The following is a 23,770-nucleotide window of genomic DNA, read 5'->3' as shown; positions in this document are numbered from 1 at the left end:
GCGCGCCGTCCCCAATTTTAAGGAACCCGCCATCGAAACGTCGCTTGTGCGGCAGCCCAAAACTCCATCTAGTGCAATCAAACACAGGGTGCCGCGACATGTTGCGTGAACGTAACAGGACTCAACAGGGAGTCAGCGATTCGGCCGCGATTCGTTCTAGAGTCGTTCCGAAGCTTAAGGACACAGGGAAAAGCGTCGCAAAGTGAGACAGTTGCGCGAGGTTCGGGCGGCTCCTTCTTCTCCCTCGCCCCGTTCTTACGGGGAGAGGGTTGGGGTGAGGGGCTGCTTCCACGGAATAGGTGATAGCTGGTTCGTGGAGAGTCCCCCTCACCCGGATCGCTTCGCGATCCGACCTCTCCCCGCAAGCGGGGCGAGGTGACTTCCAAGCGCTTCGCGCCTGGCCCTATTCGCGCCCGGCCGCCGCGCCGCCCCAAACAGCACTGACATTCGCCGAAATCGGCACTACCTAATCGTACAGAATGGCTTTTCCCCCTTCCCCCTTCGCCTCCGAGCGCGCACCCGGCGCGGGCGTCACTGCGGTGCTCGGGCCGACCAACACCGGCAAGACCCATCTCGCCATTGAGCGGATGCTCGCGCATCCCTCCGGCATGATCGGCCTGCCGCTGCGGCTGCTGGCGCGCGAGGTCTATAACAAGATCGCCGATCGCAAGGGCGTGGAGAGCGTCGCGCTGATCACCGGCGAGGAGAAGATCAAGCCGAAGAACCCGCGCTACTGGGTCTCGACCGTCGAGGCGATGCCTAGGGATCTCGACGTCTCTTTCCTCGCTGTGGACGAGGTCCAGATCGCCTCCGATCTCGAACGCGGCCACGTCTTCACCGACCGCATCCTCAACCGCCGCGGCCGCGACGAGACGCTGCTGCTGGGCGCTGCGACCATGCGCCCGATCATCGAGCGGCTCCTGCCCGGCGTGTCCATGATCACGCGGCCGCGGCTGTCGCAGCTGGAATTTGCCGGCGACCGCAAGATCACCCGCCAGCCGCGGCGCACCGCCATCGTCGTGTTCTCGGCCGACGAGGTCTACGCCATCGCCGAGCTGATCCGCCGCCAGCACGGCGGCGCCGCCGTCGTTCTCGGCTCGCTCAGCCCGCGCACCAGAAATGCGCAAGTGTCGATGTTCCAGAACGGCGACGTCGACTATCTCGTCGCCACCGACGCGGTCGGCATGGGCCTCAATCTCGACGTCGACCACGTCGCCTTCGCCTCCGACCGCAAGTTCGACGGCTACCAGTTCCGCCGCCTGACGCCGTCCGAATTCGCGCAGATCGCCGGTCGCGCCGGCCGCGCCACGCGGAATGGAACGTTCGGCACCACCGGCCGCTGCGCGCCGTTCGAGCCCGAGCTCGTCAACGCGCTGCAGAACCACACCTTCGACAGCGTGAAGATGCTGCAATGGCGCAATTCGAAGCTGGATTTCTCCTCGCTCGGCGCGCTCCAGGTGTCGCTGAACCTGTCCCCCGGCCATGAGGCGCTGACGCGCGCGCCGATCGCCGAGGACATGCGCGTGCTCGACCACGTGGCCCGCGACGCCGATGTGCGCGATTCCGCACATGGCAAGCTGGCCGTGGAGCGGCTGTGGGAGGCCTGCCAGGTCCCTGACTACCGAAAACTGTCGCCGGCGGCCCATGGCGAGCTCGTGACCACGCTGTACGGCTTCCTGATGCAGAAGGGCCGCATTCCAGATGCCTGGTTCGCGGCCCAGGTCGACCAGGCCGACCGCATCGACGGCGATATCGACACGCTGTCGGGCCGGATCGCGCAGATTCGCACCTGGACCTTCGTCGCCAACCGGCCGGACTGGCTCGCCGACCCCGAACACTGGCAGGGGATTACGCGGGAGGTCGAAAATAAATTATCGGATGCGCTCCATGAACGCTTGACTGAGCGTTTCGTTGATCGCCGGACCAGTGTATTGATGCGCCGCCTGCGGGAGAACACGAGCTTGAATACTAAAATCGGCAAGACCGGCGAAGTCATCGTCGAAGGCCATGTCATCGGCCGTCTCGATGGCTTCACCTTTGCACCGGATGCGGCGGAAGCCGGCTCCGATGCGAAAGCCTTGCAGGCTGCGGCCCAAGCGGTGCTCGCCGGCGAGATCAACGCGCGCGCCGAAAAGCTGGGCAACGCGCCGGACGAGCAGTTCGTGCTGACCTCGGAAGGCACCATCCGCTGGACCGGCGACGCCGTGGCGCGACTGTCCGCCGCGGAGGACGCGCTGCATCCGCGCATCCGCATCATCTCGGACGAGCGCCTGACCGGCAGCCCGCGCGAGAAGGTGCAGGCGCGCCTCGACCTCTGGCTCAAGACGCATATCGAAAAGCTGCTCGGGCCGATGTTCGAGCTCTCCAAGGCCGAGGACGTCACCGGCATTGCCCGCGGCATCGCCTATCAGCTCGTCGAGGCGCTCGGCGTGCTCGAACGTCCCAGGATCGCCAACGAGCTGAAGGATCTCGACCAGCCCTCGCGCGCCACTTTACGCAAATACGGCGTCCGCTTCGGCGCCTATCACCTCTATTTCCCCGGCCTCTTGAAGCCCGCCGCGCGTGCGCTGGCCGCGCTGCTGTGGGCGCTGAAGCAGGACAATGTCGATCTGTCCTCGCTCTCGGGCGCGCAGCATCTGGCATCTTCGGGCCGCACTTCGTTCCCGGTCGACAAGGCTCTGCCGCGCGATGCCTATCGCGTGCTCGGCTACAAGCAGGCCGGCGAGCGTGCCGTGCGCGTCGACATCCTGGAGCGCCTGGCCGACCTGATCCGTCCGGCGCTGGCCTGGCGCGAGAACTCGCCCGGCGAAAAGCCCGCCGGCGCGTTCGACGGCCGCAGCTTTATCGTGACCCAGGCGATGACCTCGCTCACGGGTTCGGCGGGCGAAGATTTCGCCTCGGTGCTGCGCGCGCTCGGCTATCGCATGGAGAAGCGCCCGCCGCTGCCGCCGAAGCCTGTTGCGCCTGTTGTGGAAGCGTCCAGCGCAGAGGCTTCCGCCGAGACGCCCGCGACCGAATCGCCGGTCGAGGGCGCTGTCGCCGCAGACACACCGATCGAAGTCGCAGCCGAAGCCGTCACCGTCGAAGACGCGCCCGGCATGGAGCAGCACGACGAGCCCGCGCACGAAGAGCCGGCGCTCGAAGCATCGCTAGAGGCTCCCGTCACGCCCGAAGATGCGCCCGGCATCGCGCCGCCGGCCGAAGAGGCGGCTGTGCCCACCGAGGCTGCCGGCCTTGAAGCCGCGCCCGCTGAAGCTGCCGCTGTCGAAGCTGCTGCATCGCCCGATGCCGCAGCACCTGTCGAGGCCGCTGCCGCGCCCGCCGAGCCGGAGCTCGTCGAGGTCTGGCGTCCCGGCGGCCGTCACGAGGATCGCAAGCCGCGCCACGAGCGCCATCGCCACCAGCGTCACCATCATCAGCCGCGTCCGCAGGCGGGCGCCGAGGCGGGTGCTGCGCCCGCCGAAGGCGAGGCCGCGCAAGCAGCCGACGGCGAGAAGCGCGGCGAGCGTCATCGCCATGGCGGGCATCGGAAAGATTTCCGCAAAGGCCGCGAAGGCGGTGCCGACGGCGCGCCGCGTCCCGAGGGGCGCGACGACAAGAACCGCAGCTTCCAGGGCAAGGATCGCGACAAGGATCGCGATCGCAACAAGGGCAAGTTCGGCGGCGATCGCGACAAGGGTCGCGACAATCGTGGCCGCGACCGCGACAAGGGCCGTGACCGCCAAGGCGGGCCGTCGCTGCGTCCCTACGCCTCGAGCGCGAACCCGCGCGAGCGCGATCGCCCGGTCGATCCCAATTCGCCCTTCGCAAAGCTCGCTGCGCTGAAGGAGCAGCTCGCGGGGCGCAAGGAGTAGCCCACGACCGAGCGGCAGCGCATCGACAAATGGCTGTGGCACGCGCGGGTGGTGAAGGCGCGCACCTCCGCCGCTGAACTCGTCGAGTCCGGCCATGTCCGCGTCAACGGCACGCGCGAGACCTCGCCCGGGCATGCGATCAAGGTGGGCGACGTGCTCACCATCGCGCTCGACCGCACCGTGCGCGTGTTGAAAGTGATAGCCTTCAACGAGCGCCGCGGCGATGCCGCCTCGGCGCGCGTGCTCTACGAGGAGTTCGGCGAAGGAAAGCGCAATTAATTGCGCTTTGAATTCATTTCTTGGTCGATCAATCGCGCAAAGCCGTCATGATCGACCGTCCCCGACCTTGCGGCGCCGGGCCATCCGCGCTACGCAAGCCGCGACTTTTAAAAGAGCTTTTCGGAGCGTTGGATGACTTACGTCGTCACTGAAAACTGCATCAAGTGCAAGTACACCGACTGCGTCGAGGTCTGCCCGGTCGACTGTTTCTACGAGGGTGACAACATGCTCGTCATCCATCCTGACGAATGCATCGACTGCGGCGTGTGCGAGCCGGAATGCCCCGCCGACGCCATCAAGCCGGACACGGAACCGGGCCTGGAAAAGTGGCTTTCGGTCAACGCCGACTACGCCAAGAGCTGGCCGAACATCACCCAAAAGAAAGAATCACCCGCCGACGCCAAGGAATTCGACGGTATGGAGGGCAAGTTCGAGAAATATTTTTCTCCGAATCCCGGCTCCGGAGACTAATTCGGACCCAAACTTAACCCTAATACCTTCGTTCGCGCCGAAAACCAGGCCTAAAGACCCCTAAATCATTGATTTTTGCGGGAAATGTGCTATATTGGGCACATTAAGCCGAACCCCGTCAGCCCCGTTGGCCCCTCTGGGTTCCCGTGAAACCAAATGTCGAACAGGGGCGTGGCAGTTTCCGCGCGCAGGCTGTGTCACAGAAAACGCGTAAAAAGAGTACTTCAGCGAGGGCTTCCCATAAGGAGGCCAAAAAAGTCGCCGCGGCCAGCCGTAGCGCATCCAAGGGTCGGACCGCGACGAAGGCGCCGGCTGCAAAGTCCTCGAAGAACAAAAGAAGCGCAATGCCTAACAAGACTGCCAAACCGGCCGCGAAAGCGACCGTTGCCAAGCCTGCTGCTGCTAAGGTTCCCGCTGCCAAGCCCGCTGCGCCGAAGGCCTCTGTTGCTGCTCCTGCCAAGGCTCCTGTCGCTGCCAAGCCGGCCGCGAAGCCGGCGGCTGCTGCGCCGAAGGTCGAGGAAAAGAAGGTCGTGACCCAGCGCCAGGGCTTCAAGGCCAACGAATTCGTCGTCTATCCCGCTCACGGCGTCGGCCAGATCCTGGCCATCGAGGAGCAGGAGATCGCCGGTGCGAAGCTCGAGCTGTTCGTCATCAACTTCATCAAGGACAAGATGACGCTGCGCGTTCCGACCGCCAAGGTCGCGAACGTCGGCATGCGGAAGCTGTCCGAGCCCGCGCTGGTGAAGAAGGCCCTGGAAACGCTCAAGGGCCGCGCCCGCGTCAAGCGCACCATGTGGTCGCGCCGCGCCCAGGAATACGAAGCGAAGATCAATTCGGGCGATATCGTCGCGATCGCGGAAGTCGTGCGCGACCTCTATCGCTCCGAGTCGCAGCCCGAGCAGTCCTACTCTGAACGCCAGCTCTATGAAGCCGCGCTCGATCGTCTGTCCCGCGAGATCGCGGTGGTGCAGCACTCGACCGAGACCGAAGCGGTCAAGGAGATCGAGGCCCAGCTCGCCAAGAGCCCGCGCCGCAACGCCAAGGCGGAAGCCACCGAGGGCGAGGCGGATGCCGAGGGCGATGCCGACGATACCGATGGCGACGACACCACCGTCGCCGACGAGGCGGCGTAAGCGCCACGTCGCGTCGATCGCAACAGATCAAAAGCCCGGCCTTGCGGCCGGGCTTTTTGTTTGGGGGCAGGGTCATACCAAGCGTCGTCCTGGCGAAGGCCAGGACCCATTACCCCAGGTTTGAGTTGCTGCGACGGCTCGGAGTTACAGCCTTCGTCAAACCGCAGCCTGTGGTGATGGGTCCCGGATCGGCGCTCGCTTTGCTCGCTGATCCAGGACGACGAGGAGAAGGAGGCATTGCCTCATTTCACCGGCCGCTTTTCCAGCTTCCTCGCCAGCGTCCGCCGATGCATGCCGAGCCGCCTCGCCGCCTCCGAAATATTGAAATCCGTCTCGATCAGGGTCTGGTGGATGCGTTCCCATTCCAGCGTTTTGATCGATGTCGGCCGCGCATCGAGCGCGACTTCGGCATTGCCTTCGGCCTTGTTGAAGGCGGCCTCGATGTCGTCGGTGTTCGACGGCTTGGCCAGATAGTGGCAGGCGCCGAGCTTGATCGCCTCGACGGCAGTCGAGATGCTGGCAAAGCCGGTCAGCACCACGATCAGCATCTCCTCGTCGTGCGTGTGCAGCAGCTCGACGCAAGCCAAGCCCGAAGCGCCGCCGAGCTTGAGATCGACCACGGCGTGGCCGAAGGATCGCTCCTCCAGCACTTTCCGCACCTCCTCGATCGAGCCGGCGAGCACGACCTCGTAGCCGCGGCGCTCGAACGAGCGTTTCAGCGTGCGCGCAAAGCCTTCATCGTCTTCGACGACGATGAGCGAACGGTCAGGCGTCAAAACTGCCTCCGATCGCGAGCGTTGCGAGGGGCAGGGTCAGGCGGACGGTGGCGCCGCGCTTCCTGTGGTTCTCGGCGGTTACGCTGCCCCCGAGCTTGCGCACAACGTTGACCACCAGGAACAGGCCGAGCCCGCCGCCGGCGCGGCCCTTGCTTGAGTGATAGGGCTTGCCGAGCTGCGCCAGCATCTCCGGCGCAAAGCCCGGGCCGCGGTCGCTGATCGACAGCACGAGATTGTCGCCCTCGCGCTCGGCCAGAAGCTCGACCCAGTCGCGCGAGACCTCATAGGCGTTGTCGAGCACGTTGAAGATCACCTGCTTCAGCGCGACGTCCGAGGCGATCGCGACGTCCTCGCCGAACGTGTTGACGAAATAGAGCGTGCGCGCCGAACGGGCGTTGCGCCACTCATCGACCAGTGCGGTGACGAAGGCCGTCACCGTCGTCGGCGAGGAACCTTCACCGCGCGCTTCGCCGGCGGACACCAGAATGCCCGTCACGATCGACTTGCAGCGTTGCAGCGAGGTCTCCATCTCCGCAAGATCCTCGGCGAGTTCCTGATCGGCGGCGAGATCCGGCATGCGGCGCCAGTCGCTGAGGATCACCGAGAGCGAGGCCAGCGGGGTGCCGAGCTCGTGCGCCGCGCCGGAGGCAAGCAGGCCCATACGGACGATGTGGTCCTGCTCGGCCGCATGCTGGCGCAGCGCCGCCAGATGCGCGTCGCGCTCGCGCAGGTTTCTGTTGATGCGGGTGACGAACACGACCAGCAGCACGGCGTTGAGCACGAAGCCCAACAGCATGCCGGCCACGGTGAGGCTGTAGGCCTCGCTGATCGGGTTCGGCGGCAGGTCGAGCGGCCGGTACGCCAATGTCAGCCAGACAAAGCTGGCGCAGGTCAGCGCCACCAGCGACCAGGTCGAGCGCGCATCGAGCAGCACCGCGCCCAGCGTCACCTGGAGCAGGAATAACGAGGTGAACGGATTGGTGGCGCCGCCACTGAGATAGAGCTGCGCGGTCAGCGCGGCGACGTCGAGCATCAAGGCGACCAGCAGCTCGTTGCTGGAGATCGCGGCGCGATGGCGCACCCAGACCAGGCTCGAGACGTTGAGCAGCACCAGCGCGCCGATCACGGCGCCCATCCGCTCCAGCGGCAGGGGGATGCCGAGCCAGAAATGCACGCCGCCGATGGTCACGATCTGGCCGACCACCGCGGTCCAGCGCAGCTGGATCAGCAACGCCATGTTCTTGCGGTTGGTCTCGTCGTCGGTCGGCGCAGCGCCGATCAGCTCGCTGCGCGCGTCCGCCTGCGATTGCAGCGTGACGGCGAGCTCGCCAAACGCCTGGGGAGGCGTTCTTCCGTCGTCAGGTCTGTTCGACGATCGTTCCAGCATCTGATCCCGTCCTGCGGGCGGCAGCATCGGAGCCGCCGGCCGGTTCGTGGACGAAGCGCCCGCGGCGGAACAGCCCGCCGCCGAATGTGACGAAAAGTTTACCGGCCAGCATGAACGCCAGGGCAAACCACGTCAGCGCGTAGATCAGGTGGTTATTGGGAAAGCGGATCACGGTCAATCCGCCGATGGGGCCCTCGATGGGGCCTTGGGCGGTTTGTGATCCGGCATCGGCATCGACGAAAAAGGGTGCGACATCGTGGAGGCCGCGCGCCGCCGCAATCGCGGCGACATCCCGCGAGTACCAGCGGTTGTGCTGGGGCACGTTGTTGCGGAGGAAGCCGCCTTTTGGCTCCGTCATGCGCAGCAGGCCGGTGATCTCGACCTCGCCGTCCGGATTGCCGTTCCGGCGCGTCGATGCCTCGCGCCGCTCGGGCGGCACGAAGCCGCGATTGATCAGGACCTGGGTGCCATCGTCGCGCTTGAGAGGCGTCAGCACCCAATAGCCGGGGCCTTCCTCGGTGACGGCCTGAACCAGCGTCTCGCGGTCATGCAGGAAGCGGCCGGCGACGGTGACATGCCTGTATTCGTCGCTTGCGGCGGAGACCGCAGGCCACGAAGCGGGCGAGGGGATCGGCTGGGCCGGGGCATGGACGCGCTGCTCGACGCGGTCGATCAACGCCAGCTTCCAGGCGCGGCGTTCGATCTGCCAGATGCCGAGCGCGATCAGAGCGGCAAAGGCCGTGAGCGAGAGGACCGTGAGCCAGAAGGACGGGCGCGCAGCCTTACGGCGCGCCCGTCCTGCCTTGCTCGTCACGGTCCCCAATTCGCTCACTTCATTCCGCTCATCTGGTGGATCGGCATCATGTTGCTGTTGAGGTGGTTCATCACCCACAGCGAGCCGGACAGTGCGATCACCACCATGACGATGGTGAAGATCAGCGCCATCATGCTCCAGCCGTTCTCGGATTTCGTGTTCATGTGCAGGAAGTAGATCATGTGCACGACAATCTGCACGACCGCGAAGGCCATGATGACCAGCGCGGTGATCTGCTTGCTCGCCAGTGTGCCGCTCATCACCAGCCAGAACGGGATCGCGGTGAGCACGACCGAGAGCACGAAGCCGAGCATGTAGCCCGAGAACGTGCTGTGGGCGTGGCCGTCGTCGTGGTGATGGTCGCCCGCGTGAGCGGCGTGGGTATCGGTGTTCATCGCAGAACTCCCAGGATATAGACGAAGGTGAAGACGCCGATCCAGACCACGTCGAGGAAGTGCCAGAACATCGACAGGCACATCAGGCGGCGGCGGTTGGCTTCGATCAGGCCGAACTTCCAGACCTGCACCATCAACGTGACCAGCCAGATCAGGCCGCAGCTGACGTGCAGGCCGTGGGTGCCGACCAGGGTGAAGAAGGCGGACAGGAAGGCGCTGCGCTGGGGCGTTGCGCCTTCATGGATCATGTGGGCGAACTCGGTCAGCTCGATGCCGATGAAGGCGGCGCCGAACAGGCCGGTGATCGCCAGCCACATCTGCGTCTGCGCGATCTTGTTCTGCTGCATCGTCAACATCGCGAAGCCGTAGGTGATCGACGACAGCAGCAGCATCGAGGTGTTCACCGCGACCAGGTCGAGGTCGAACAGGTCCTTCGGCGCGGGGCCGGCGGCGTAGTTGGCGCCGAGCACGCCGAAGGCGGCGAACAGCATCGCGAAGATGAGGCAGTCGCTCATCAGGTAGATCCAGAAGCCGAGCGAGGTGCTGTAGCCTTCCGGATGCGGGTGTTCGTCGGCGAGATAGAAGACCGGCTCGCCGGTCTGCGAGGGATTGACAGCGACAGTCATTTACTTGGCTCCGGCGAGCAGTTTGGTGCGCGCGTCCTCGGTCCGGATGACGTCGTCAGCCGGAATGTCGAAGTCGCGGTGATAGTTGAAGGTGTGACCGATCCCGACGGCGAGCATCGCGATGAAGCTCGCGGCGGCCAGCCACCAGATGTACCAGATCAGGCCGAATCCCATCGCGGTTGCCAAGCCGGCGAGGATGATTCCGGTGCCGGTGCTGCTCGGCATGTGGATCGGCTTGAACCCGATGAGCGGACGCTGGTAGCCGCGCTTCTTCATGTCCCACCACGCGTCATTGTCGTGAACGACGGGGGTGAAGGCGAAGTTGTAGTTCGGCGGCGGCGAGGAGGTCGCCCATTCCAGCGTGCGCGCGTCCCAGGGATCGCCGGAGACGTCCTTGAGCTGCTCGCGCTTGAGGAAGCTGACCGCGAACTGCATCAGCATGCTGAGAATGCCGAGGAAGACGAGGCCGGCGCCGATCGCGGCGATGACGAACCAGATCTGCAAGGACGGATCGTCGAACACGCGCAGGCGGCGGGTCACGCCCATCAAGCCGAGCACATAGAGCGGCATGAAGGCGAGGTAGAAGCCGACGACCCAGAACCAGAACGACAGCTTGCCCCAGAACACATCGAGCTTGAAGCCGAACGCCTTCGGGAACCAGTAGTTGATTCCGGCGAACGCGCCGAACACCACGCCGCCGATGATCACGTTGTGGAAGTGCGCGATCAGGAACAGGCTGTTGTGCAGCACGAAGTCGGCCGGCGGCACCGCCAGCAGAACGCCGGTCATGCCGCCGAGCACGAAGGTCAGCATGAAGGCAATGGTCCACATCATCGGCAGCTCGTAGCGGATGCGGCCGCGATACATCGTGAACAGCCAGTTGAACATCTTCGCGCCCGTCGGGATCGAGATGATCATCGTGGTGATGCCGAAGAACGAGTTCACGCTGGCGCCCGAGCCCATCGTGAAGAAGTGGTGCAGCCACACGAGATACGACAGGATGGTGATGACGACCGTGGCGTAGACCATCGACGTGTAGCCGAACAGGCGCTTGCCGGAGAAGGTCGAGGTCACTTCCGAGAAGATGCCGAAGGCGGGGAGAACCAGGATGTAGACCTCGGGATGGCCCCAGATCCAGATCAGGTTCACGTACATCATCGGGCTGCCGCCGAAATCGTTCGTGAAGAAGTTGGTGCCGACGTAGCGATCGAGCGAGAGCAGCGCGAGCACGACGGTCAGAACCGGGAAGGAGGCGACGATCAGGATGTTGGTGCAGAGCGAGGTCCAGGTGAACACCGGCATCTTCATCATGGTCATGCCGGGGCACCGCAGCTTGACGATGGTGCAGATCAGGTTGATGCCGGATAACGTCGTTCCGACGCCGGCGACCTGCAGCGCCCAGATGTAATAGTCGACGCCGACATCAGGGCTGTAGCCGATGTTCGACAGCGGCGGATAGGCGAGCCAGCCTGTGCGGGCGAACTCGCCGATGAACAGCGAGGCCATCACCAGCACCGCGCCGCCGACCGTCATCCAGAAGCTGAAATTGTTCAGGAACGGGAACGACACGTCGCGCGCGCCGATCTGGAGCGGAACGACGTAGTTCATCAGGCCCGTGACCAGCGGCATCGCCACGAAGAAGATCATGATCACGCCGTGGGCGGTGAAGACCTGGTCGTAGTGATGGGCGTTGAGATAGCCTTCGGAGCCGCCGAACGCGAGCATCTGCTGGCCGCGCATCATCAGCGCGTCGGCGAAGCCGCGCAGCAGCATCACGATGCCGAGGATCATGTACATGATGCCGATGCGCTTGTGGTCCACCGTGGTGAACCATTCGCGCCAGAGGTAGCCCCAGAGACGGAAATAGGTGAGGCCGCCGAGCAGCGTGGCGCCGCCGAGCGCGACCACCACGAAGGTGCCGACGACGATCGGCTCGTGCAGTGGCAGTGACTCGAGGCCGAGCCGGCCGAAGATGAGCTTGAGAAGATCAGGAGACATGCGAGCTCTCTTTAGGAGTCTGACTTCGGACGCTGTCCGAGGAAGAAGGACGAGGACTTGAGCGGCGTGAAGGTCGGCCGCTTCAGGCCGGCGCCGAGCAGCGGCGCGGTGTCGGCCGGCGCCTTGATCGACGCGGTGGTCTGGCCCTGCGGCGCATCCGGCGTGCAGGTGCCGGCGACGAAGGTCGGCTCGGGCCCGAGCGCGGTGCCGCGACGGGCGTACTTGTCGTAGGCGAGCGGCAGGGTGTTGTTCAGGCCCTCATGGCCGCGGCCACCCTTGGCGTCGATCGCCATCATCTCGCTCTGGCACATCTTGCCGGTCTCGACGCACATGTTGAGGATCAGGCGGTAGAGATCGGAATCGATGGTGCCGTAGCGCCGCACCGGCTCGTTCTGGCTCGGCTTTTCGAGCTGGAGATATTCGGCGCGGCCGAGCGAGCCGCCGGCGGACTTGGCGCTGGCGATCCAGGCGTCAAAGCCCTTGTCGTCGAGGCCCTGGAAGTCGAAGTGCATGCCGGAGAAGCCGGCGCCGCTGTAGTTCGCCGAGAAGCCCTTGTAGGTGCCGGTGTGGTTCACGACGGCGTGGAGCTTGGTCTCCATGCCCGGCATCGCGTAGATCTGGCCGGCGAGCGCGGGGATGTAGAACGAGTTCATCACCGAGGAGGCGGTGATGCGGAAGTTGATCGGGCGATCGACCGGCGCCGCCAGGTCGTTGACGGTGGCGATGCCGTAGTCCGGATAGATGAAGAGCCACTTCCAGTCGAGCGCGACGACGTCGACCTCGAGCGGGGCCTTGGACTGGTCCACGGCGCGGTCGGCGTGGATGCGGCCGAGCGTGCGATAGGGGTCGAGCAGATGCGTGCCCATCCAGGTCAGCGCGCCCAGGCAAATGATGATCAGCAGCGGCGCCGACCAGATCACCAGCTCGAGCTTGGTCGAGTGGTCCCAATCCGGCTCGTAGCGGGCCGAGGTGTTGGACTGGCGGTAGCGCCAGGCGAACAGCACCGTCAGTGCCATCACGGGGACGACGATCAGGAGCATCAGGACGGTGGAGATGATGACGAGGTCGCGCTGCTGGGCAGCGATGTCGCCGGCTGGCGCCAGCACGACGTAGTTGCAGCCACTGAGCGCGGCTGCCAAGGGTAGCAGCGCCAGGATCTTGAGACGGGACACGGGCCGAGCCTTTGAGAATGAGTTTCCTTTGCGGGCCAACGGGTAGCTGCGGCGCAGCAATCCGGACATTGGACAATTTGTCCAATGTTGCAGTGCGGAATGTTGGGCCAGACAGGCCCGGATTGCCTGGCGCACCGCCGGGCGGTCGGCTTTGGTTTTCAGGACGTTAAGGGCGCACGAATGGCGACGGCACAGACCCCTGCAATGGCAGACCTCCACTCGGGCGAGCACGGCCACGACCAGGCCAGTCCCGGCGAGATCGCCATCGGCGTCATCATCGGCCGCACCTCGGAATTCTTCGACTTCTTCGTCTACGCGATCGCCTCGGTGATCGTGTTCCCGCGCCTGGTGTTTCCGTTCACCAGCGAACTGACCGGCACGCTCTATTCCTTCATGATTTTCGCGCTGGCCTTCATGGCCCGGCCGATCGGAACCGTCATTTTCATGACGGTCGACCGTGAGTACGGCAAGACGGCCAAGCTGGTCTCGGCGCTGTTCCTGCTCGGCACCGCCACCGTGGCGCTCGCGTTCCTGCCCGGCTATTCCGAGATTGGCAGCGCCGCGATCTGGCTGCTGGCGCTGGCGCGTATCGCGCAGGGTCTGGCCTGGGGCGGCGCCTGGGACGGCATGGCCTCGCTGCTGGCGCTGAACGCTCCGCCCTCCAAGCGCGGCTGGTACGCGATGGTGCCGCAGCTCGGGGCCCCGCTCGGGCTGATCGTGGCGAGCGCGCTGTTCGCCTATTTCGCCGGCAACCTCTCGGCCGACGATTTCTTCGACTGGGGCTGGCGCTATCCGTTCTTCGTCGCCTTCGCCATCAACGTCGTGGCGCTGTTCGCGCGCCTGCGCATGGTGACGACGGAAGAATACGCGACGCTGTTCGAGACCCGTGAATTGCAGCCCGCGCGCATCTCCGAGACGGTCGCGCGCGAAGGCCAGAACATCATGCTCGGCGCATTCGCGCCGCTGGCGAGCTTTGCGCTGTTCCACATGGTCACGGTGTTTCCGCTGTCCTGGGTGTTCCTGTTCACCCGCGAAAGCCCGGTGCGCTTCCTGATCATCGAGATCGTCGCCGCCGTGTTCGGCGTCGCCGCGATCGTGGCCTCCGGCATCATCGCCGACCGCGTCGGCCGCAAGTCGCTGCTGATGGGATCGGCGATCGCGATCGCGGTCTACAGCGGCTTCGCTCCGCAGCTGCTCGACGCCGGCGCGTTCGGCGAGACCATCTACATGGTGATCGGCTTCGTCCTGCTCGGCCTGTCGTTCGGCCAGTCCTCGGGCGCGATCGCTTCGAACTTCAAGCAGGCGTATCGCTACACGGCCTCGGCGCTGACCTCCGACATGGCTTGGCTGTTCGGCGCCGGCTTCGCGCCGCTGGTCGCGCTGTTGCTCGCCACAAATCTCGGTGTCATCGCCTCGGGTGCGTATCTGCTCTCGGGCGCGTTCTGGACGCTGCTCGCGCTCTGGCTCAGCGGCCAGCGCGAGGCGGGCGACATGGACGCGGGCGCTTAGTCAAGCGCGGAGCTTGTAGGGTGGGCAAAGGCGCATGGCGCCGTGCCCACCTCTCTCAACGATTTCGATCGGAAATGGTGGGCACGCTACGCTTTGCCTACCCTACGGCAGTGTCTTCGTGGCTCCAGATCCCGGGTTCGCGCCAAGCGCGCCCCGGGATGACGCGCGCTTAGCGCAGCGTCAATCCGCCACGACCTTCACGCGATCCCTCACCTTCACCTGCGCGTTGCGATCGAGGCCGTTGAGCACGCGGAAGCGCTCGGCGGGGTGATCGACGCCGGCCATGCGGTGGGAGAGCGATTCCACGGTGTCGCCGGGCTGCACGGTGATGACCTTGATGCGCAGCGGGCGGGCGGCCTGGATCTCGTCGAGGGTCAGGCGACGGAACGAGTTGACGGTCTCGCGCGCATTGCGCTCGCTCTCGGTCGACTTCTGCCGTGCCGCGAAGATGAAGCGGTAGACGTCGCTGCCGAAACGCAGCGCATAGACCTTGAACTGCCACTGGTCGCCCTTGGCGGTGGCGGACGCGGCCGGGAAGCCGTTGATGGTGATGTCTTCCGTGGACGCCTTCTCGACGCCTTCCATCCAGCCCGAATTGAGGTAATCGCCGAGCGACTGCTCGGCCGGCACCCGCACCACGTCGAAGCGCATCGCCTGCGAGCCGCCGTCGCGCACGCCGATCACCGCCTGCGCGGTGTTGTCGAGCGTGAAATTGTCCGGCGCCTGGAAGGTGAAGCCGAGCTTCGGATGCAGGAAACGCCGGCCGCGGACAAAACCTTCGCTCGGGTCTTCGCCATAGACGAGGTTGTCGATCGCAGCGAGATAGCTCTCGCGGTCGCGCTCGCCTCCTTCCGGAGCGACGTATTGCCGCGCGATGGTCTGCGCGTTCTGCACACGCTCCGGGGTTGCCGGATGCGACGAGGTGAAGTCCTGCGCGCGCGGATCGAGCGAGGTCTTGCCGGCCTTGAGCTCGGCATTGCGCTCCATCGCGGAAAGGAAGCGCGCGGCACCATACGGGTCGAAATGTGCCTTGGCGGAGATGCCGACGCCGATGCCGTCCGCCTCGAACTCCTGGTTGCGCGAAAAGCTCGCCATGGTGAGCTTGGTCTTGGCCAGCGCGAGCGCGGTGAGATCGGGATCGTTGCTCATGTCGGTGACGACACGGGTGACGATCGCGGCCTGGCGCGCCTGGTCCTCGCGCATCGCGGCGTGCTTGGACAGCACATGCGCCATCTCGTGGCTGAGCACGGAGGACAACTCCGACGTATCGCTTGCGAGCGCAAGAAGACCGCGCGTGACATAGAGCTGGCCGTTCGGCAGCGCGAAGGCGTTGACCGCGCCGGAATTCAGAATGGTGACCCGGTAGCCCTGGTCGGGGCGGTCGGAGGCGGCGACGAGCCGGTCGACGGTCTTGGTGACCAGCGATTCGAGCCTCGGGTCGTCATAGGTGCCGCCGTAGCTCGCCAGGATGCGCTCGTGCTCCTTTTCGGTGGCGGGGGTCTGCGCGACGGCCGGCTTCGGCTTGGGCATCGCGACCGCCGGCGGGGCCGCCGCGGTCTGGAACCGGTTCATGTCGCCGCAACCGGCGAGCGCCGTGCCCAGCAAAAGGCATAGCACGGCCGGCGCAGCCCGAAGGCGGCGGCCTTCACCCGTCCAGTGCTGTTCTAGCACCCCATTCACGTCGCTTAACCCGTGCCCGGCCCGTTTAAGGCCTTACCCCTGCCGGCTCGTTTGCACCCAGCAACTCGACCTGTCCAACGAGGCGCACATCGATACGCGGCCCCGTATTCCCCTCAACCCAGCCCCGGACTCGAATACGTCGATTTTCCAGGGACTTAAGGGCTATCCCGGCGGTTTCGAACGCCGGTGATGCGCGCCTTGAAATAGTCACGGCAAAGCCGCGTGTCCAGTTCCGTCCGAAGTTGAGGTAGGTCATTGCCCCAGCTTGCCGGACCGATAGGACTTTGCCCTCGACCACCACAAAACGCCCGATCCCGGCCAAAATATCGTCCGGACTTTCCGCGTTTTTTATGGCCGACGGGTCAGCCCAGTTGCCCTTTTTTTGGCGTCGCGCCTCGGCCTCGGACGACATCAGGGCGGCCGCGCAGTCCCTGTCGGCGATCTCGGCGGAGACGATGGCGTCGCCCTGGGCCAGCAGCAGCGCCTGCACCGGGGTGTCGCTTTCGCCGATGAAGATCAACCCGCGCTGGCGCCCATAGCGGTCGGGCGTGTCGTCGGCGCTCCGCAGCGTCACGTCGCGGCCGACGAGCAGCGAACCCAGCGCCTGCTTCGTCGTTGCGGTCGGCTCGATTCCGGTAAGGCGGATCTCGCGGCCGTCGTCCAGACGCACGCTGCGCGCATCGACGATCGCGGCGACGCGGCCATCGCCCTGCGACTCGAACTGGCACGGCGCCGCGAACGCAGTGCGACCCGCAACGAGAAGAAGTGCGACGATGAGGTGAAGCAGTCGCGTCACGTTGCCTGGAGAGGTTGCGTTACGCTCCACTCTTAACTCAAACGAGGCCAACGACGAAGTGCTTCGATCCGATCCAGTGGCCGTGTGACGCTCAGCCATTGCCTCACATGCGTCATTGCGAGCGCAGCGAAGCAATCCAGGACTGTCCCCGCGGTGACAGTCTGATTGCTTCGCTGCGCTCGCAATGACGGTGCGGAAACGTCTTGCGTCATTCCACCATTCCGCTTTGCGGAAAACGCGTGACGATCGCGCGACCTGCACGCCCCTCGCGCTTGCTGCCCCCTCGCGCATGCGGCATGATTGCGGCAATAGCGATAACCAAGAGCAATAACCAAGCCGCCATCAGAGTACGGCGCGATAAGGGAGGTCTTTTTCGATGACGAGAATTTTGCCGGGCATTTTTGCCGCCGCGTTGGCCCTGAGTGCGAGCGCCGTGCAGGCCGAGGACAAGCCGCCCCTGAAGATCGGCGGCATCCTCGATATGTCGAGCCTCTATGCCGACATCACCGGTCCCGGCAGCGAGACCGCAGCCAAGATGGCCGCTGAGGATTTTGGCGGCGAGGTGCTGGGACGCAAGATCCAGGTGCTGGCGGCCGACCATCTCAACAAGGCGGATCTCTCCGCCAACATCGCCCGCGACATGCTCGACAACCAGGGCGTCGAGATGATCTACGACGTCGCGGCCTCCGCGACCGCGCTTGCGGCGGGCGAGATCGCGAAGGCGCGCAACAAGATCATCATGTTCAACGGCCCGGGCTCGATCCGTCTCACCAACGAGGCCTGCGGTCCCTACACCGTGCACTACGTGTTCGACACCTACGGCCAGGCCAACGTGACCGGCCTTGCAGCCGTGAAGTCGGGCCTCGACACCTGGTTCTTCCTCACCGCCGACTACGCCTTCGGCCAGGATCTGGAGAAGGACACCAGCGCCGTCGTCACCAAGACCGGCGGCAAGGTGCTCGGCGGCGTGCGCCATCCGCTCAACACGTCGGACTTCTCATCCTTCCTGCTCCAGGCGCAGGCTTCCAAGGCCAAGGTGATCGGCCTCGCCAACGCCGGCGGCGACACCGTCAATGCCATCAAGCAGGCGGCCGAGTTCGGCATCACCAAGGGCGGCCAGAAGGTCTCGCCGCTATTGGCCTTCGTGACCGATATCGATTCGATCGGACTGGAGACCGCGCAAGGCCTGCTGCTGGCGGAAGCCTTCTACTGGGACCTCAACGACGACACGCGTGCATTCTCCAAGCGCTTCACCGAGCGCATGAAGCGGCCGCCGACCTCGGCGCAGGCCGGCGTCTACTCCTCCGTGACGCATTACCTGAAAGCTGTGAAGGCGGCGGGCACGACGGATGCGGCTGCGGTCATCAAGGTGATGAAGGAGACGCCGATCAACGATTTCTTCGCCAAGGGTGGCAAGATCCGCGAGGACGGCCGCATGATCCACGACATGTACTTGTTCGAGGTGAAGAAGCCGTCGGAATCCAAGGGCCGCTGGGACGACTACAAGCTGCTCGCCACCGTGCCCGGCAGCGAAGCGTTCCAGTCGCTGGAGCAGTCGCGCTGCCCGCTGGTGAAGAAGTGACGGCGTGACGTAAGTCATGACGTCATCCCGGGGCGCGAAGCGAACCCGGGATCTCGAGGTTCCGGGTTCTCGCTTCGCGAGCCCCGGAACGACAATCTAACGGTCGGCGCGCCCCGGAATGACGAAACAACAAACAACAAGAGGGAGACGTCCCATGAGTAACGACATGGTCCTGCAAAAGCTCGAAGGCGGGCTGCTCACCATCACGATGAATCGCCCCGAACGGAAGAACGCGCTCAACCCGGACATGGTGCGCGGGCTGGTCGAGGCGGCGCGGCGCGCGGCTGACGATCGGAGGTGCGCGCGGTGCTGTTCAAGGGCGCCGGCGGCTCGTTCTGTGTCGGCGGTGACGTCAAGTCGATGGCGGAGGGCCGCGCGCCGCTGCCGTTCGAGCAGAAGCTTGCGAATCTGCGCCGCGGCATGGAAGTCTCGCGCATCCTGCACCAGATGCCGAAACCCGTGGTGGCGCAGCTCGACGGCGCCGCGGCCGGTGCCGGCCTCTCGATGGCGCTGTCCTGCGATCTGCGCATCGCCTCTGAATCCTGCAAGATCACCACCGCCTTCGCCAAGGTCGGCTTCTCCGGCGATTACGGCGGCACCTATTTCCTGACCCAGCTGCTGGGCAGCGCGCGGGCGCGCGAGCTCTATCTGATGTCGCCGGTGCTCACCGCGAAGGAGGCGCAGGCCATCGGCATGGTGACGAAGGTCGTGCCCGACGCCGAGATCGACACTGCCGCCCACGAGCTCGCGCTGTCGCTGGCGCAGGGCCCCTCGATCGCGCTCGGCTTCATCAAGCGCAACATCAACAATGCCGAGCATCTGGCGCTGGAGGACTGCTTCGACGGCGAGGCGATCCATCACACCCGCTGCGGCGACACCGAGGACCACAAGGAGGCCGCAAAGGCCTTCGTCGAGAAGCGCAAGCCGACCTTCAAGGGCGCATGACCATGGCGCCCTATGTGCGCTTGCGACAGATCTGCCTGGTCGCGCCGCAGCTCGCGCCCGTGATCTCCGACATCGCGGACATCATGGGCCTCGCCGTCTGCTACCGCGACGGCAATGTCGCAAAATACGGCCTGGAGAACGCCCTGCTCCCGGTCGACACGATCCTGCTGGAGGTGGTCGCCCCCTTCAAGGACGGCACCACCGCCGGCCGCTTCATCGAGAAGACCGGCGGCCGCGGCGGCTACATGGCGATCTTCTGCTGCAACGATCCGGACGAGCGCGGCTGCAACGCCAACGCGCTCGGCGTGCGTACGGCGAACGTGATCGACCACGCGCCGTATCACGGCGTGCAGCTCCATCCGCGCGACTGCCGCGCGGCCTTCATCGAGTTCAACCACACCAAAGGCAGCGACGACATTCTGGGGCCGTATCCGCCGGCGGGACCGGACTGGCAGAAATTTATCCGCAAGGATGTGACGCAGGCGCTGACAGCGGTGGAGATGCAGAGCCCGGATCCAGCGGGGCTGGCGGAGCACTGGGGCGGGATCATCGGGGTTGCGCCAAGCGATGCCGAGCTGAGGCTGCCCAACGCAACTTTTCGTTTCGTGAAGGGGCGTAGCGAGATCATGAGCGCGCTGGAGTTCCGGGTCGCTGATGTCGCGAGTGTGCTGCACGCGGCGAGGGCGAAAGGCCACGCGGTGGCTGGCAACGAGTTCTTGCTGGGCGGAGTGACGTTCCGGCTCAATGCGTGAGCTCTCGCCTTCGTAGCTCTCAAACCGTCATCCCCGCGCAACGGCTTCGCCGTTGCGCGGGGATGACGGTTTGAGAGAGTGCACGGCTCCACGAAAAAGGACTCGCCTCCCAATGCCGCATCCGCTCGACAGCTTCTTTTCGCCCGCCAGCATCGCGCTGATCGGCGCCTCGCGCGATCATGAGAAGATTCCCGGGCGGCTGCTCGCGATGCTGCGCAAGAACGAGTATCCCGGAAAGATCTATCCGGTGAACCCGAACTACGCCGAGATCGACGGGCTCGCCTGCTACAAGTCGATCGCGGAGATCGGTGCGTCGATCGATCTCGCCGTCGTCATCATTCCCGCCCGTGCCGTGCTGCCTGCGCTCGAGCAATGCGCCGTCGCCGGCGTCAGGAACGCCGTCATCATCTCCTCCGGCTTTGCGGAGGAGGGCGGCGACAGTGCGGCGATGCAGGATGCGATCGCGGCGCTGGCCAAGCGCACGGGCATGCGGATCTCCGGCCCCAACGCGGAGGGCTTTTTCAGCCAGATGCAGCGCGTGGCGGCGACGTTCAGCCCGGCCGTGGACGTCAAGCCGGGTGTGGTGCCGCTCGTCGCCACGCAAAGACGAATCGGCATCGTCGCGCAGAGCGGCGGCATCGGCTTTGCCTATTATCACCGCGCCCGGGCGCTCGGTGTCGCCGTGAGCTACGTCGTCAGCGCCGGCAACGAATCCGATCTCGGCGCCGGCGAATTCCTCGATTACCTGGTGCAGGATTCCTCGACCGACGTGATCCTGCTGTTCATCGAAGGCATCCGCGACGTTGGCAAGTTTCTTACGGCGGCGCGCCGCGCCGCGGAGGTGAAGAAGCCCGTCATCGTCACGAAAGTCGGCCGCTCCGGCGCAGGCCAGCGCGCCGCGGCCTCGCATACCGCGAGCATGGCCGGCTGGTCGGCAGCGTATGATGCGGTGTTCGCGAAATACGGCTTCATCGTCTCCAACGATCTCGACGAGGCGCTGACGATTGCCGCCGTGCTGGCGAGCAACCCGTTGCCGAAGGGCGATCGCGTTGCGGTCGTCACCGTCTCCGGCGGCGCCGGCATCTGGGGCGCGGATGCGGTGGCGCTGCGGGGCTTGCAGGTGCCGGAATTGTCCGAACCGGTCCAGGCGGAGATCAAGACGCTGATGCCGTCCTACGGCACCGCGCGCAATCCGATCGACGTCACCGCGCAGGGCGTCACGTCGGGCGGTCTTCAGAAGAGCGTCGATCTGCTCACGGCCTCGGACGAGGTCGACGCGATCCTGGTCGTGCTGTCGCTGTCGAGCGAGATGCGCAAGCCCTTCAGGGAGGAGGAGCTGACGCCGGTGCTGGCGGCGCAGCACAAGCCGGTGCTGTTCTATTCCTACACGGTGCCGTCCGACTTCGCACGGCGCGAGCTTGCCAAATCCGGCGTCGTCGTGCTCTCCGGCCTGTCCCATGCCGGCGTCGCGATGCGGCAACTCGTGGATTACGCCCGTTTCGAGCTGCCGAAGCCCGCGGACGAGGCGCGGTTGCCGTCGCGCGATCTCTCCGCGCATCTGACCTCGCCGGTTCTGTCAGAGGCCGACAGCAAGGCGTTGCTGCGCGCCGCCGGCATCGCGCTGCCGGACGAAGTGCTGGTGAAGGACAAGGCCGGGCTCGATGAAGCGGTCGCCCGCATCGGCTTCCCGCTGGTGATGAAGATCCAATCGCCCGACATCGCGCACAAGAGCGAGATCGGCGGCGTGCGCGTCAACATCGCCGCCAAGGGCGAGGTGTTTCTGGCGTTCGAGGCGCTGCTGGGCAATGCGCGCAAGCACCGCCCGGAGGCTGTGATCCAGGGCGTGCTGGTCGGTCCGATGGCGAAGCAGGGTGTCGAGATCATCGTCGGCACGATGACGGACAAGACCTTTGGTCCGATGGTGATGGTGGGTCTCGGTGGGATCACCACCGAGCTGTTCCGTGACGTCGCCTATCGTCCGGCGCCTGTGAGTGCGGAGGAGGCGGGGGCGATGCTCAAGGGTTTGAAGGCGGCGCCATTGCTGAACGGTTTTCGCGGAGCAGCGAAGGCGGATGTCGTGGCGCTGTCGCAATTGATCGCGGACGTCTCCGTGCTCGCCGCGCGGCATGCGAGGGACATCGCGGAGATCGAGCTCAACCCGGTGCTGGTGCACGCCGAAGGGCAGGGCGTGACGATCGTGGACGCGCTGGTGGTGGGGCGCGGCTAAACAGAGCTGGCCCCGCAAATTCGGACAGTAGCTTGAGTGGATTTTCTGCCTGACAGCGGCGAGGATTCTTGCTGCGAATCAGGAGCGAAGATGACGAAGAAGAGCCGCCGGACGCATTCTCCGGCATTCAAGGCGAAGGTTGCTTTGGCTGCGGTCAAAGGCGACAAGACACTGGCGGAGCTGGCGCAACTGTTTGATGTTCATCCGAACCAGATCACGATCTGGAAAAACCAGCTCCTGGAAGGCGCCGCCGGCGTGTTTGGGCATGACAAGACATCGGCCGAGACGCCGGTCGATTTGAAGGCGTTACATGCCAAGATCGGCGAGCTGGCGTTGGAAAACGATTTTTTGTCCGGCGCGCTCACCAAGGCGGGCCTGCTGAGCGCAAAGCGATGATCGACCGCGGTCATGATCTTTCTATCGTGCGCCAGGCGAAGGTCCTGAAGCTGGCTCGCAGCACGGTCTACTATGAACCTCGGCCAGTTTCGGCCGAGGACCTTGCCTTGATGCGTCGGCTCGATGAGCTGCATCTCGATTATCCCTTCGCGGGAGCGCGTATGCTGCGATCGTTGCTGCGGCGGGAGGGCGTATACGCCGGTCGCCGCCACATCGCGACGCTGATGAAGCGCATGCGGATCGAGGCGGTCTATCGTCGCCCGAACACGAGCAAGCCGGCTCCGGGTCACAAGATCTACCCGTACCTGTTGCGCGGATTGAAGATCGAGCGGCCCGACCATGCGTGGGCAATGGACATCACCTACATTCCGATGCGGCGTGGCTTCGTCTATCTCGCGGCGGTCGTCGATGTGTTCAGCCGACGGGTCCTGGCCCATCGCGTCTCGATCACAATGGAGGCGGCCTTCTGCGTCGAAGCGGTCCAGGAGGCGTTGGCGAAGCACGGCAGGCCCGAGATTTTCAACACGGATCAGGGCAGCCAGTTCACCAGCCTCGAGTTCACCGATGTGCTGCTGGACGCGAAGATCGCCATCAGCATGGACGGCAAGGGCGCCTGGCGCGACAACGTGTTTGTCGAGCGGCTCTGGCGCACGGTCAAATACGAAGAAGTTTATCTCCGCGCCTACGACAGCGTGTCCGAGGCGCGAGCGTCAATTGCCAAGTATCTGGCCTTCTACAATCAGGGACGCCCTCACTCGAGCCTTGACGGGCGCACGCCCGACGAGGCTTACTTCGGCACGCAAGCTATGGTGATGGCCGCATGACCGTCGCCGACGGTTTTGTCGTCGCTCTGGTCGGGCTACGCCCTCCCGACGCAACGACAAAACCGTAAAGCCCCGCGTTCAGCATAACCCGGCAGGAATCCACTTAAATCCAGCGGGGCGCTGTCCAAACAACCGGGGCCAGCTCTGGGTTCTC

18 protein-coding genes and 1 pseudogene are annotated in these 23,770 nt (G+C 65.1%); 10 read left to right on the top strand and 9 right to left on the bottom strand.

Features of this window, described 5'->3' with window-relative positions; translation table 11 throughout:
* Positions 1-479: 479 nt before the first annotated feature.
* The 4 genes from ACFLEY_RS02670 to ACFLEY_RS02655 all read left to right on the top strand — a co-directional run bounded on the left by ACFLEY_RS02670 (position 480) and on the right by ACFLEY_RS02655 (position 5,737).
* Positions 480-3,854, top strand: coding sequence for a helicase-related protein (locus ACFLEY_RS02670; RefSeq protein ID WP_060909870.1), 3,375 nt, complete (start codon positions 480-482; stop codon positions 3,852-3,854).
* Positions 3,855-3,902: 48 nt separating this feature from the next.
* Positions 3,903-4,133 carry a S4 domain-containing protein gene (locus ACFLEY_RS02665; RefSeq protein WP_060909871.1) on the top strand — a complete coding sequence of 77 codons (231 nt, stop codon included), beginning with the start codon at positions 3,903-3,905 and terminating at the stop codon, positions 4,131-4,133.
* A gap of 132 nt (positions 4,134-4,265) precedes the next feature.
* Positions 4,266-4,604 (top strand): ferredoxin FdxA, encoded by a 339-nt coding sequence (fdxA, locus tag ACFLEY_RS02660; RefSeq protein ID WP_011082989.1) that lies wholly within the window; start codon positions 4,266-4,268, stop codon positions 4,602-4,604.
* A gap of 344 nt (positions 4,605-4,948) precedes the next feature.
* A complete protein-coding gene (locus tag ACFLEY_RS02655; protein ID WP_171901176.1) occupies positions 4,949-5,737 on the top strand; it encodes a CarD family transcriptional regulator in 789 nt (262 codons plus the stop codon).
* 242 nt (positions 5,738-5,979) lie between these two features.
* Here ACFLEY_RS02655 and ACFLEY_RS02650 read toward each other — a convergent pair whose 3' ends face one another.
* From ACFLEY_RS02650 to cyoA, 7 genes are read right to left on the bottom strand one after another with little or no spacing between them, the layout of a single operon-like run.
* Complete coding sequence (locus ACFLEY_RS02650) at positions 5,980-6,513, bottom strand: response regulator transcription factor (protein ID WP_027545216.1); 534 nt, start codon at positions 6,511-6,513, stop codon at positions 5,980-5,982.
* On the bottom strand, positions 6,503-7,900 hold the full coding sequence (locus tag ACFLEY_RS02645) for an ATP-binding protein (protein ID WP_028175152.1): 1,398 nt from the start codon (positions 7,898-7,900) through the stop codon (positions 6,503-6,505). The genes ACFLEY_RS02650 and ACFLEY_RS02645 overlap by 11 nt, the downstream gene beginning before the upstream one ends.
* A complete protein-coding gene (locus tag ACFLEY_RS02640; protein ID WP_060909872.1) occupies positions 7,872-8,732 on the bottom strand; it encodes an SURF1 family protein in 861 nt (286 codons plus the stop codon). Before ACFLEY_RS02640 ends, ACFLEY_RS02645 begins: the two co-directional genes overlap by 29 nt.
* A complete protein-coding gene (gene cyoD, locus ACFLEY_RS02635; RefSeq protein WP_060909873.1) occupies positions 8,729-9,109 on the bottom strand; it encodes a cytochrome o ubiquinol oxidase subunit IV in 381 nt (126 codons plus the stop codon). The genes ACFLEY_RS02640 and cyoD overlap by 4 nt, the downstream gene beginning before the upstream one ends.
* Complete coding sequence (gene cyoC, locus ACFLEY_RS02630) at positions 9,106-9,735, bottom strand: cytochrome o ubiquinol oxidase subunit III (protein WP_060909874.1); 630 nt, start codon at positions 9,733-9,735, stop codon at positions 9,106-9,108. The genes cyoD and cyoC overlap by 4 nt, the downstream gene beginning before the upstream one ends.
* Positions 9,736-11,733 (bottom strand): cytochrome o ubiquinol oxidase subunit I, encoded by a 1,998-nt coding sequence (gene cyoB / locus ACFLEY_RS02625; protein ID WP_060909875.1) that lies wholly within the window; start codon positions 11,731-11,733, stop codon positions 9,736-9,738. It lies immediately after the preceding gene.
* 11 nt (positions 11,734-11,744) lie between these two features.
* Complete coding sequence (gene cyoA / locus ACFLEY_RS02620) at positions 11,745-12,905, bottom strand: ubiquinol oxidase subunit II (protein ID WP_028175149.1); 1,161 nt, start codon at positions 12,903-12,905, stop codon at positions 11,745-11,747.
* A 180-nt stretch (positions 12,906-13,085) separates the two neighbouring features.
* Here cyoA and ACFLEY_RS02615 point away from each other — a divergent pair, with 180 nt between their 5' ends.
* Positions 13,086-14,414 (top strand): MFS transporter, encoded by a 1,329-nt coding sequence (locus ACFLEY_RS02615; protein WP_060909876.1) that lies wholly within the window; start codon positions 13,086-13,088, stop codon positions 14,412-14,414.
* 180 nt (positions 14,415-14,594) lie between these two features.
* Here ACFLEY_RS02615 and ACFLEY_RS02610 read toward each other — a convergent pair whose 3' ends face one another.
* Together ACFLEY_RS02610 and ACFLEY_RS02605 are read right to left on the bottom strand one after the other, a co-directional pair.
* On the bottom strand, positions 14,595-15,986 hold the full coding sequence (locus ACFLEY_RS02610) for a M48 family metalloprotease (protein ID WP_249163303.1): 1,392 nt from the start codon (positions 15,984-15,986) through the stop codon (positions 14,595-14,597).
* 133 nt (positions 15,987-16,119) lie between these two features.
* Positions 16,120-16,920 carry a thermonuclease family protein gene (locus tag ACFLEY_RS02605; RefSeq protein ID WP_373565399.1) on the bottom strand — a complete coding sequence of 267 codons (801 nt, stop codon included), beginning with the start codon at positions 16,918-16,920 and terminating at the stop codon, positions 16,120-16,122.
* 346 nt (positions 16,921-17,266) lie between these two features.
* Here ACFLEY_RS02605 and ACFLEY_RS02600 point away from each other — a divergent pair, with 346 nt between their 5' ends.
* The 5 genes and pseudogenes from ACFLEY_RS02600 (at position 17,267) to ACFLEY_RS02580 (ending at position 23,616) form a co-directional block, all read left to right on the top strand.
* Complete coding sequence (locus ACFLEY_RS02600) at positions 17,267-18,472, top strand: ABC transporter substrate-binding protein (protein ID WP_011082976.1); 1,206 nt, start codon at positions 17,267-17,269, stop codon at positions 18,470-18,472.
* A gap of 154 nt (positions 18,473-18,626) precedes the next feature.
* Positions 18,627-19,417 (top strand): annotated as a pseudogene (locus tag ACFLEY_RS02595) (enoyl-CoA hydratase).
* A gap of 2 nt (positions 19,418-19,419) precedes the next feature.
* The gene (locus ACFLEY_RS02590) at positions 19,420-20,169 is read left to right on the top strand and encodes a hypothetical protein (RefSeq protein ID WP_060909878.1); all 750 of its coding nucleotides are present in this window, start codon (positions 19,420-19,422) and stop codon (positions 20,167-20,169) included.
* A 112-nt stretch (positions 20,170-20,281) separates the two neighbouring features.
* Positions 20,282-22,396 (top strand): acetate--CoA ligase family protein, encoded by a 2,115-nt coding sequence (locus ACFLEY_RS02585; protein ID WP_211434178.1) that lies wholly within the window; start codon positions 20,282-20,284, stop codon positions 22,394-22,396.
* A 90-nt stretch (positions 22,397-22,486) separates the two neighbouring features.
* A protein-coding gene (locus ACFLEY_RS02580) for an IS3-like element ISRj2 family transposase (RefSeq protein WP_129557324.1) occupies positions 22,487-23,616 on the top strand; the annotation gives its coding sequence in 2 pieces (ribosomal slippage) (positions 22,487-22,739 and positions 22,739-23,616; 1,131 coding nt in all).
* Positions 23,617-23,770 lie beyond the last annotated feature (154 nt).

Origin of the sequence: Bradyrhizobium sp. YCK136 (assembly GCF_044570075.1) — a bacterium.
In the GTDB taxonomy this organism is placed as follows: domain Bacteria; phylum Pseudomonadota; class Alphaproteobacteria; order Rhizobiales; family Xanthobacteraceae; genus Bradyrhizobium; species Bradyrhizobium diazoefficiens.
Note: the sequence above shows the minus strand (reverse complement) of the source record. Positions and strands in the feature narration are given on the sequence as shown.